Source organism: Mycobacterium sp., assembly GCF_049802695.1.
In the GTDB taxonomy this organism is placed as follows: Bacteria; Actinomycetota; Actinomycetes; order Mycobacteriales; family Mycobacteriaceae; genus Mycobacterium.
Genome location: NZ_JBARMY010000311.1, coordinates 1 through 11476 on the forward strand (window position 1 = coordinate 1; position 11476 = coordinate 11476).

Sequence of the window (11476 nt, forward strand, 5' to 3'; positions counted from 1 at the left end):
GTGCGGGACACCACGATTCGCACCGGCCCCGGGTTGGCCGGTGGTGGCGCGACGTCCGGCGTGGCCAGCGTCAGACCTTGCGCGGGCAGGGCGACCGCACCCGCGACGAGCTCGCCGGCTTCCCACAACGCCACGTGCACCGCCCAATCGGGACGGCCGAGCTCGGAGAACTCCCGGGTGCCATCCAATGGGTCGACGATCCACACCCGCTCGGCTTGCAGCCGTCGCCGGTCGTCGGCACCTTCCTCGGAAAGCACCGCGTCAGCCGGCCTGGCATCCGTCAGCGCTTTCATCAAAAAATCGTGAGACCGGCTGTCTCCCGCGGACTTTCGCTCCGCTTCTGTCGCCTGAGCCAGCTCGTCGCGCACGGCAAGTAGCAGGTCACCAGCTTGCGTCGCCAGCCGGGCGGCCAGTTGGTGGTCACTCATTCGCGCGAATCGAGCAGGTCGATGACCTGCTGCGCCAGTTCGTCGAGACTGTGGTCCGCGATGAGCCGCAGGTCCGGATGCTCGGGTCGCTGGTAAGGACTGCCGATTCCGGTGAAATCCACGATCTCACCGGCACGCGCTTTGGCGTAAAGCCCCTTGGGATCCCGCTTCTCGCATTCCTCGATCGGCGTGTCGCAGAACACTTCGAAGAACTCCAAACCCGCGTCGGCGTGCACTCGGCGAGCCAGGTCGCGGTGCTCGACCAGCGGACTGATCGCCGGCACCAGCACCGTTTGGCCGGAATCGGCGAGTAATGCCGCGACGTGTGCGAGTCGGCGCAGATTCTCGGCGCGGTCCTCCAGGCTGAACCCCAGATCGGCGTTGAGGCCGTGCCGCAGGTTATCCCCATCGAGAACGTAAGCGGCAACGCCCTTTTCGAGCAGTTTCTGCTCGACGAGCATCGCCACCGATGACTTTCCGGATCCCGACAGTCCGGTGAACCACAAGGTGCGGCCGTGTGAGAGCCGGTCCTCGGCGGTGACCAGGGATTCGTGTCGCACGGTGTTCGGGCTTGCGGCACGAACAGAGACCTCGTGCAGCACCATCCCGGCGGCCACCGTGCCGTTGGTGTTCGGGTCGATGAGGATGAACGAGCCCGTGCTGGGATTGCGGACGTACTCGTCCAGCAGCAACGGCACCTGGGTTCGCAGTGAAATGCGCCCCAATTCATTGAGGTTCAGCGCCGTTGCGTCGTTGTCGTGTTCCAGTGTGTTGACGTCCAGGCGGTAGTCCAGCGCCGTGACCCGCGCACGGGTGGTGCGAGTCGTGTGCTTGATGATGTAGTCGCGGCCGGGCTCGAGCGCGGCCGAGTCGGCCATCCAGCAGACTGTCGCGTCGAAATCCTGGGAAGCCCGCGGCGGATTGTCGGTGTAGGCGAACATGTCGCCCCGCGAGATGTCGATGTCGTCGCCAAGTCGCACCGAGACCGCCATCGGCGGAAACGCCTCGTCCACTGGCCCGTTCGGCCCGTCGATCGCCGTGATCCGCGAGCTCTTACCAGTCGGCAGCACGACGACCTCGTCACCGGGGCGCATCACTCCGCTGGACACCGTCCCGGCGTAACTGCGGTGGTCTTGATGCTCGCGGCTGTGCGGGCGGATGACGTATTGAACGGGGAAGCGCACGTCGGCAAGATTGCGGTCGCCGGTGATGTCCACCTCTTCCAGATGTGCCAGCAGCGCCGGCCCGTCGTACCACGGGCTGCGATCGGATTTGGTGACGACGTTGTCCCCGTCCAGCGCCGAGATCGGGATGGGGGTCACGTCGGGCACGTCGAGGCGAGCGGCGAACGACCGGAAGTCGTCGCGGATCTCTTGAAATCTTGAGGCCTCCCAGTCGACGAGATCCATCTTGTTGATCGCCAGCACGATGTGGCGGATGCCGAGCAGCGAGGTCAGGAAGGCGTGTCTGCGAGTCTGCTCCTGCACTCCGTGGCGGGCATCGACCAGCACGATCGCCAAGTGGGCGGTGGACGCCCCGGTCACCATGTTGCGGGTGTACTGAACGTGGCCCGGGGTGTCGGCGATGATGAACTTCCGCTTGGGAGTCTCGAAGTAGCGGTAGGCGACGTCGATCGTGATGCCCTGTTCACGTTCAGCACGTAGGCCGTCGGTGACCAGGGCCAGGTCGGTGTAGTCGTGGCCGCGCTCCTTGGACCGGAGTTCGACCGACGCCCACTGGTCTTCCATGACCGCCTTGGAGTCATAGAGCAGCCGGCCGATCAGCGTGGACTTGCCGTCGTCGACGGAGCCGGCGGTCGCCAGGCGCAGCAACGTTGCCATCAGAAGTACCCCTGTCGCTTCCGGTCTTCCATGCCGGCTTCCGAGATGCGGTCGTCGGCCCGCGTCGCGCCCCGCTCCGTCAGCCGTGACACCGCCGTCTCGGCGATCACCTCGTCCACGGTGGTGGCATGGGATTCCACGCAGCCGGTGCACGTGACGTCACCGACGGTGCGGAACCGCACCGAGGTCTCGAAAACTTCCTCGTCGGCTTTCGGCTGCAGATACCGGTGCACCGCCAACAGCATGCCGTCCCGGCTGAAGACCTTCCGGCGGTGCGCGTAGTAGATCGACGGCAGGGTGATCTGTTCGGCGCCGGTGTAGGACCAGATGTCGAACTCGGTCCAGTTGGACAGTGGGAAAACCCGGATGTGTTCGCCTTTGTGGTGCCGGCCGTTGTAGAGGTTCCACAGCTCGGGCCGTTGCGCCTTCGGGTCCCACTGGCCGAACTCGTCACGGAAGCTGAAGACGCGTTCCTTGGCGCGCGCCCGCTCTTCGTCGCGCCGCGCGCCGCCGAACGCCGCGTCGAAGTTGTTCTCCCGGATGCCGCGCAGCAGGGTCACCGTCTGCAGCGGATTGCGCGACGGACCGGTGTCCTTGACATGTCCGGCGTCGATGTCGTCTTGCACGGAGGCGACCACCAACCGCACGCCGGTCTCGTCGACGAGCCGGTCGCGCGTTTCGATGACCTCGTCGAAGTTGTGGCCGGTGTCCACGTGCATCACCGGGAACGGCAAGCGCCCTGGCCGGAACGCTTTGACGGCCAGATGCAGCATCACGATGGAGTCCTTGCCGCCGGAGAACAGCAGCACCGGCCGCTCGAACTCCGCAGCGACCTCTCGGATGATGTGAATCGCTTCGGCCTCCAGCGAGCGCAGATGGCTCAACTCGTACTGCCCGGCTGCTGGGGCAACCGTGGTGTAAGTGGTCATGGATCCCTAACGTTAAAGTTGGTAGATCTGGTCAACTTTGTAAGCATTACCAGGTATGTAACCAGCCGCTTACGGCGGTGTCAACGCAGGGTCGGTCTGCGGTGAGCAGTCGGCGGGCACGATGAGTAGGCCGCGGTGCCGGCCGATTCGTCTAAAGGGTGACTTCTTCGAGCTTTCCGGTCGCGACGTCGAAGACGAAACCGCGCAAGGATTCGTGCTGGGTGACGAACGGACTGTTCTCGATGCGACGCAGTGACTGGCGCACGTCCTCCGCGAGGTCCGGGAATGCTTCGGCCGACCACGGCGGTTTGACACCGGTTTCTTCCTGAATCGAGCGCTTGAAGTCGTCGTCGGTGAACGTGAGCATTCCGCAGTCGGTGTGGTGGATGAGGATGACCTCTTTGGTGCCCAGCAGCCGTTGGCTGATGGCGAGCGAACGGATCGCGTCGTCGGTGACGACTCCGCCGGCGTTGCGGATGACGTGGGCCTCGCCCTCGTTGATGCCGAGCAGTCGGTAGACGTCCAGCCGGGCGTCCATGCAGGCTACGACGGCGACGTGCTTGCTCGGCGGGAGTGGCAGCGGTCCGTTGAAACTACTCGCGTAAGTTGCGTTGTTTGCCAGGTAGTCATCGGTAACTGTCACACCAGTCTCCTCAAAATCGCAGCATGTCGTTCGCTGACTCACAACCCAAACGGCTGATGGTAACAATCGGCGGCCCACCTCACACCGGTCCGAATCACTCCGATTGCAGCGGTTTGAGATTTGCCAGCTGTCGCTGGGGGTTGTCATGGAGGTCGCAAAGGCGGGCGGGGCCGCCGCGTCTCCGCGCGCTGAGCGACCCGGCATCTCTTACTCTGTGGCCATGCGACATTGTGGAGGCCTGCGCGCGTGATCCGCTTCCTGGCGCGTCGCTTCCTCAATTACCTCCTGCTGCTGGCGCTGGCGTCGTTCCTCATCTTCTGCCTGACATCGATAACATTTCATCCGCTGGACAGCTTCGTGCAGCGTCACCCGAAGCCACCGCCGGAGGCCATTCACGCCAAAGCCGTCCAGCTCAACCTCGACCGGCCCATACCGGTCCGGTATGCCAAGTGGATCTCCGGCACGGTCCGCGGCAATTTCGGCGCCACGGTGACCGGTCACCCGGTATCCGAGGAGCTCGGCCGGCGCGTCGGGGTCACGCTGCGACTGGTGGTCATCGGATCGGTACTCGGCACGGTGATCGGCGTGGTCGTCGGCGCCTGGGGGGCGGTCCGTCAATACCAGCTCAGCGACCGCGTGATCACCGTGCTGTCGTTGATCACCCTCAGCGTCCCGTCGTTCGTGCTGGCTAACCTGCTCATCCTGGCGGGGCTGCGGATGAACATGCTCAGCGGAATCCGGCTTTTCCTGTACACCGGTGAAACTTCACCGCTACCGCCCGGCCGGATATGGGATCAGCTCGTCGACCGCGCGCAGCACATCGTGTTGCCGACGCTGACGCTGGCTCTGACGTCGATCGCGAGCTTCAGCCGCTACCAGCGCAACGCGATGCTCGACGTGCTGAGCGAGGACTTCATCCGGACGGCGCGCGCCAAAGGCCTGACCCGCCGGCGCGCGTTGTTCAAACACGGTCTGCGCACGGCGCTGATTCCGATGGCCACGCTGTTCGCCTACGCGGTCAGCGGCCTGGTGGTGGGCGCGGTGTTCGTCGAAAGGATCTTCGGCTGGCACGGTATGGGCGAATGGGTGGTTCAGGGCATCTCCACCCAGGACACCAACGTCGTCGCGGCGATCACCGTGTTCACCGGCGCCACAGTGCTACTCGCAGGATTGCTCTCCGACGTCTTCTATGCCCTGCTGGATCCAAGGGTGCGGGTGTCATGACTCAACAGTCGACTGTCGAGACCCCGCCACCTCGATCCGCGGTGACTCCGGGCGTATTCGCGTCGCGGCGAAGTTTGGTTGCGCGCAGGTTCCTTCGTAACCGGCCCGCCGTCGTGGCGTTGATCCTGCTGATCCTGCTGTTCATCGGCTGCTATGCGCTGCCGCCGTTACTCCCCTACGACTACACCACGCTCGACTATGACGCGCTGCTGCAGCCACCGTCGTTCAGGCACTGGTTCGGCACCAACCCGCTCGGGCAGGATTTGCTCGCCCGGACTCTGCGCGGCATGCAGAAGTCCATGCTGATCGGCTTCTGGGTGGCGTTGATCTCGACAAGTATCGCCGCCACCGTCGGGTCGGTCGCCGGCTATTTCGGCGGCTGGCGCGATCGGGCACTGATGTGGCTGGTCGACCTGTTGCTGGTGGTGCCCGGATTCATTCTGATCGCCATCGTCACTCCGCGGATCAAGGGATCGAGCAGCATATTGTGGCTGATCGGCCTGCTCGCTGTGTTCAGCTGGATGGTCAGCTCGCGCATGGTGCGCGGCCTGACGATGAGCCTGCGCGAACGGGAATTTGTCAGTGCGGCAAGATATATGGGTGTGTCGAGTCGCCGGGTCATCACGCATCACATCCTGCCGAACGTCGCCTCGATCCTGATCATCGACGCGACGCTCAACGTCGGATTCGCCATCCTCGCCGAGACCGGCCTGAGCTTCCTGGGTTTCGGTGTGCAACCACCCGACGTGTCGTTGGGCACGCTGATCTCCGACGGCACCCCGTCGGTCACTACTTTCCCTTGGGTGTTCCTGTTCCCCGCCGGAGCCCTGGTGCTGACGGTGTTGTGCGCCAACCTGACCGGCGACGGCCTGCGTGACGCGCTGGATCCAGGCAGTAAAACGGCACGCCGCAAAACGCGACGACCGCGATGACGGCGCTTCTGGAGGTAAGGAATCTCAACGTCACCTTCGAGACCGACGAGGTCCGGGTGCCAGCCGTGCGCGGCACGAGTTACCACATTGATCCTGGTGACGTGGTGGCGATTGTCGGGGAATCCGGTTCGGGTAAGACCACTGCCGCGATGGCCGTGGTCGGATTGCTGCCCGAACACGCCAACGTCTCAGGGTCGGTTCGGTTGCACGGCAGGGAGTTACTCGGTCTGTCCGATGAGGAGATGTCGCCGGTTCGGGGTAAGACGATCGGCACGGTGTTCCAAGATCCGATGTCGGCGCTGACGCCGGTTTACACGGTCGGCGACCAGATTGCCGAAGCTGTCCGGGTGCACAACCAGGACATCGGCCGCGCCGATGCCCGCAAGCGTGCTCTGGAACTTCTGGATTTGGTCGGCATCGCACAGCCCGAGCGCCGCGCGAAAGCATTTCCGCACGAGCTGTCCGGCGGTGTGGTTCAGCGGGTGGTGATCGCGATCGCGATCGCCAATGATCCCGATCTGCTGATCTGCGACGAACCCACCACAGCGCTCGACGTCACCGTGCAGGCGCAGATCCTCGATCTGCTGCGCACCGCACGCGACGTCACCGGTGCCGGTGTGTTGATCATCACCCACGACTTGGGGGTGGTGTCGGAGTTCGCCAATCGGGCACTGGTCATGTACGCCGGACGGGCCGTCGAGATCGCCGACGTCGACGAACTGCACCGGAACCGGCGCATGCCCTACACGGTCGGGCTGCTGGGTTCGGTGCCGCGACTGGACGCCCCACAGGGCACCCGGCTCATTCCGATACCGGGCGCCCCGCCGGTGATGTCGTCGTTGATCGCCGACGCCTGCCCGTTCGCCCCGCGCTGCCCCCTGGTGATCGACGAATGTTGGTCGGCGGAACCGGATCTCGTCACCATCCGAGAGGGCCACGAGGCGGCGTGCATCCGCACCGACGACGTCGCCGGGCGCAGTGCCGCCGATATCTTCGGGGTGTCGACGCAGCCTCAGCGGATCGATGCCCCCGCCGGCGGCACTCCGGCGGTGCTGCAGGTCAGTGACCTGGCCAAGACCTATCCGCTCACCAAAGGCGTGGTGATTCGCCGGCGGGTCGGTGAAGTGCGGGCGGTCGACGGCGTGAGCTTCACCTTGGAACAAGGCCGGACTCTGGCCATCGTCGGCGAATCCGGGTCGGGCAAATCGACGACCCTGCGCCAGATTCTGGAGCTGCAGACACCCCAGGCCGGCTCCATCGAAATACTCGGCAACGACGTCGCGAACCTCGACGCAACCGGCCGTCGTCGGCTGCGCACCGAATTGCAGGTGGTGTTCCAGGATCCGGTGGCGTCGCTGGACCCACGTCTTCCGGTCTTCGACGTCATCGCTGAACCCTTGGTGGCCAATGGGTTCGATAAGCAGCGATGCGAAGACCGGGTCGCCGAATTGCTGAGCACCGTCGGCTTGACTCACGCCGACGCCAATCGGTATCCCGCCGAATTCTCCGGAGGCCAGAAGCAGCGGATCGGTATCGCCCGGGCGTTGGCGCTGCAGCCGAAGATCCTCGCGCTCGACGAGCCGGTGTCGGCGCTCGACGTGTCGATTCAGGCGGGCATCATCAACCTGCTGTTGGACCTGCAGCGCACCTTCGAGTTGTCCTACTTGTTTGTCTCGCACGATCTTTCGGTGGTCAAACACCTCGCACACCGGGTCGCGGTGATGTACCGGGGAACCATTGTCGAGCAAGGTGACAGCGAGCAGGTGTTGACTGACCCGCAGCACGACTACACCCGTCGGCTGCTGGCCGCCGTCCCGCGGGCGCACTCCGATGTCAATTAGCATCGTCCGGGTGACGCGCCCGCCGGTCATTCGCAGGCTTGCGCTGCTGGCGACAGTTATGTGTTTGATCGTCAGCGGCTGCTCAGCAGGGTACCGGGAACTGTCCGACCTGGGCGCCACGAAAGTCGGCACGACCAGCGACGTGAACCCGCACGATCCGGCCACGCTGCGCCACGGCGGCAGCCTGCGACTCGCCCTGACGTCTTTTCCCGCCAACTTCAACGAGTTGAACATCGACGGCAATACGGACGACTTGGCGAGAATCGTCACGCCGACGCTGCCGGGTGCGTTCATCACCCAGTCCACTGGGACGCTGGAACTCAACACCGATTACTTCACCGGCGCCGAACTCACCAGCACCAATCCGCAGGTCGTCACCTACACGATCAACCCGAAAGCGGTGTGGAGCGACGGCACTCCGATGACGTGGGAGGACCTCAAATCCGAGGTCGACGCGTGCAGCGGTCGGGACAAGCGCTACCTGATCGCCAGCAGGGCCGGCTTCGAGCGGGTGAAGTCGGTGACCCGCGGCGTCGACGACCGTCAGGCGGTAGTCACCTTCGCCAAGCCGTACGCGGAATGGCGTGCAATGTTCGCCGGCGGCATCCAACCGCGCAGCATGACGGCGAACCCGGACGTGTTCAACACCGGCCAACTCGACGCCCCGGGGCCGTCGTCTGGACCGTTCATCGTTTCCGGCATCGACCGGACCGCGCAGCGAATCATATTGACCCGCAACCCTCGCTGGTGGGGTGCCCAGGCGCTGCTGGACTCGATTACCTTCCTGGTCCTGGACCCCACGGCCGTCATCCCCGCCTTGCAGAACAACGCCATCGACGCCGCCGGCATCAGCACTTTCGACGACATGGTTACCGCCGAGCGCACAGCCGGGGTCCTCATCAGGCACGCGCCGGCACCCGTCTGGTACCACTTCACCTTCAACGGTGCGCGCGGCTCCATCCTGGCCGATGAGAGGCTGCGCCGGGCGATCTGCAAAGGCATCGACCGACGCGCCATCGTCGACGTCGTCGAGCACGGCTTGACCGGCCATCCGGTGCCGCTGGACAACCATGTCTACGTCGCCGGGCAGGTGGGCTACGAAAACAACAGCGCACCAGCCGCTTACAACCTCGATGAGGCCGGCCGGGAACTCGACGCGCTGGGCTGGAAGCTGCATGGGAAGGTGCGCGAGAAAGACGGCAAACAGCTGAGGATTCGCGACGTGTTCTTCGAGGCGCAATCAAACAAGCAGATCGCCTTGGTCGCCCAACAGAATCTGGCTCAGCTCGGCGTCAAACTGGTCCTGGACCCCAAGCCGGGCACCGGTTTCTTCAGCCAGTACGTCGGTGTGGGCGACTTCGACATCACTCAGTTCGGTTGGGTCGGCAACGCTTTCCCGCTGTCCGCGTTGCCGCAGATCTACACCTCAGACGGCGACAGCAACTTCGGCAAGATCGGCGATGCGAGCATCGACGCCAAGATCGACGAGACACTCTCCGAGCTCGACGAGGGCAAGGCCCGCGCACTGGCCAATGAGGTCGACCGAATGATCTGGCGGGAAGGGTTCAACCTGCCGCTGTTTCAATCGTCGGGCGACATCGCGGTGCGTAGCGATGTGGCCAACTACGGCGCGTTCGGGCTGGCCGACGTCGTCTACTCCGAGATCGGTTTCACCCGAGACTGAGCTACCGGCAACAGCTTTCGCGGTGTCGACAATATTGCGGGCAGCGCACCTTCGACGGCAGCCGCAGCGCCGATCGTCATGGTGAGCAGACGCAGAGCGGGCCGCCCCGGCAGCGCGTCCAATGCCGACGTGCGCTGGGCCAACCCTCGGACGCGTCCGCTACTGACGGCTGTGACGATCTGCAAGGCGGCGTTTTCGCGGCCGTCCAGTGCGCTGTGCGCCATGGTCGGCAGCCGAATCAGCACCGCGTCGGGGATCAGCGAGACGATGCGCTCGGCGACCGCGACCGGGGTGGTGAGGTCACGGCCGCCGGAGATCACCACCGTGGGCCAGGCGAACTTCGGCATCGCGGCGACCAAGTCATAGGGCTCTGCCTCGAAAGGGGGCCCTGCGGGAGCCTTCTCGCGCATTGCAACGGCCGGGTCCAGCGGAAGGCGATCTGGTTCACCGGCGTAATCCAGCTCACGGAAAGCGATGCGACTGACCAGGTCCATCTCGAAACGGAAGGGCACCGTGCGGGTGACCAGCTTGTCGATTCTGCGCAACGCACGCCACAAATTCGTGCGACCGTGCAGCAGCAGATCGAGCTGACGCTCGAGCAACGGTGCGCCGCCGAAGCCGTACACCGTTGCCGCGACCTGCGCGCCCGCCGGTGTCATGACGCCGGCAGCGACGAGCCTACGCACCTTGGGTGCCAGCGCTGCGGCCTCCGGACTGTCGCCGTCCCACAGCAGGCCGCGAAGGGCGTCACGTACCGAGGCCATGTCATGCCGGCACAGCAGCGGAGAATCCAAGATCATGGCGTGCACCCGGCCGGGATGGCGCACGCCCACGCCCGCGGCGATGTAGGTGCCGTACGACGTGCCGTAGATGACGGCAGTGTCCACCTGCGCGTGATCGAGTACCGCGGCGACGTCATCGACCACCTGGTCGACCGTCAACGCCTGCGGCGGCAGGTCGTCGCCAGAGTCGTCGTGGCGCGACATTCCGACGCCCCGGTGCTCGATCATGATCACGTCGAGTCCCGCAGCGGCGGCGCGGCGCCGAAAACCCTTGTAAAGCAGCACCGAAGCCACTCCTGGACCGCCGGTCAGGATGACCAACGGGTGGGCGGACATGCGCCCGGTGCGAACGTAGTAAAGGTTGAATTGCTCAGTGGCGCCCGGCGACACCGGCCGGCGCACTGCCCGCACTCCCGGCAGCGCCGCCAGTTTTTTCTGCACGCGTCGTCGTCGTGCGGTCATCATCATTCGCGTCGCTACGCGCTGAGATTGATGCGGTGCGCGCCCTCGACACCGTCGTAGCGGGCGGGTGTGCAAGTCAGCACGATCACCTGTCCCTGGGCGCCCATGCTGCCGAACACCTCGCTCATCTTGGCCAACCGGTCCGGGTCGGTGAAGCCCAGCGCATCGTCGATCAGCACCGGGACGGAATCCTCTTTGGCGACCAGCGACGTCCCGGCGAGGCGGGCCAGGATACCGAGCTGTTCTTTGGCCCCGCCTGACAACGATTCGTAGGGCACGGTGCGGCCATCGAGGGTGCGGCTGCAGATCCTGAGGTCGCTATCGACGTCGACTTCGAAGCTGGGCCCGAACACCGGGCGGCCGAGGCGCTGGAGTTCGGTGCGGAACGGCTCGACGTAACGCAGGCGGGTGGTGTCTCGGTGTCTTGCCATCACCGACCGCAACAACTCGGCGGCCCGCGCCCGGCGCCCCACCCTCACGTGTTCGGCCTTCGCATGCTCCCAGTCGATCTGCGCGGCATCGAGTTTGCCCTGACGGCCTTCGGTGCCGAACACCGCGAGCTCCACATTGACCTCACGCAGCGCGCGGTCGGTCTCCTCGCAGCGGGCGCGCAGCGCTTCGGCCGCTGCGGCGGCGTCAGCCAGTTCGGTGGCCACCGCGTCCGGGCCCGCTGCGTTCAATCGTTCGGTCAGCTCGGCGACCCGCTGGCC

The 11476-nt window shown here is 65.1% G+C and carries 10 protein-coding genes; 4 read left to right on the forward strand and 6 right to left on the reverse strand.

The genetic code is table 11. The annotated features are described in order from the left end of the window. The 4 genes from WA317_RS12670 to WA317_RS12685 all read right to left on the reverse strand — a co-directional run. The coding region (locus WA317_RS12670; RefSeq protein ID WP_425173360.1) for an inositol monophosphatase family protein at nt 1-428 on the reverse strand (428 nt) is incomplete at its 3' end. Further along, a complete protein-coding gene (gene cysC / locus WA317_RS12675; protein ID WP_425173361.1) occupies nt 425-2269 on the reverse strand; it encodes an adenylyl-sulfate kinase in 1845 nt (614 codons plus the stop codon). The genes cysC and WA317_RS12670, both read right to left, overlap by 4 nt. Then, entirely contained in the window at nt 2269-3198 is a 930-nt protein-coding gene (cysD, locus tag WA317_RS12680) for a sulfate adenylyltransferase subunit CysD (protein ID WP_425173362.1), read from the reverse strand. The genes cysC and cysD overlap by 1 nt, the downstream gene beginning before the upstream one ends. Nucleotides 3199-3349: 151 nt before the next feature. Then, nucleotides 3350-3841, reverse strand: coding sequence for a beta-class carbonic anhydrase (locus WA317_RS12685; RefSeq protein WP_425173363.1), 492 nt, complete (start codon nt 3839-3841; stop codon nt 3350-3352). 246 nt (nt 3842-4087) lie between these two features. Here WA317_RS12685 and WA317_RS12690 point away from each other — a divergent pair, with 246 nt between their 5' ends. The 4 genes from WA317_RS12690 to WA317_RS12705 are packed head-to-tail and all read left to right on the forward strand — an operon-like array spanning nt 4088 to nt 9522. After that, entirely contained in the window at nt 4088-5065 is a 978-nt protein-coding gene (locus WA317_RS12690) for an ABC transporter permease (RefSeq protein ID WP_425173364.1), read from the forward strand. Further along, entirely contained in the window at nt 5062-5997 is a 936-nt protein-coding gene (locus WA317_RS12695; protein ID WP_425173365.1) for an ABC transporter permease, read from the forward strand. The genes WA317_RS12690 and WA317_RS12695 overlap by 4 nt, the downstream gene beginning before the upstream one ends. Continuing rightward, nucleotides 5994-7838, forward strand: coding sequence for a dipeptide ABC transporter ATP-binding protein (locus WA317_RS12700; RefSeq protein ID WP_425173366.1), 1845 nt, complete (start codon nt 5994-5996; stop codon nt 7836-7838). The genes WA317_RS12695 and WA317_RS12700 overlap by 4 nt, the downstream gene beginning before the upstream one ends. Before the next feature lie 58 nt (nt 7839-7896). Beyond that, nucleotides 7897-9522 (forward strand): ABC transporter family substrate-binding protein, encoded by a 1626-nt coding sequence (locus tag WA317_RS12705; protein WP_425173369.1) that lies wholly within the window; start codon nt 7897-7899, stop codon nt 9520-9522. On the opposite strand, the gene WA317_RS12710 is transcribed toward WA317_RS12705, so the two are convergent. Both WA317_RS12710 and WA317_RS12715 read right to left on the reverse strand, forming a co-directional pair. Next, nucleotides 9492-10772 carry an alpha/beta fold hydrolase gene (locus tag WA317_RS12710; protein ID WP_425173367.1) on the reverse strand — a complete coding sequence of 427 codons (1281 nt, stop codon included), beginning with the start codon at nt 10770-10772 and terminating at the stop codon, nt 9492-9494. The two genes, WA317_RS12705 and WA317_RS12710, sit on opposite strands and share 31 nt — an antisense overlap. Nucleotides 10773-10780: 8 nt before the next feature. Continuing rightward, nucleotides 10781-11476 (reverse strand): ATP-binding protein (locus WA317_RS12715; protein ID WP_425173368.1); only part of this gene is annotated, 696 nt, incomplete at its 5' end.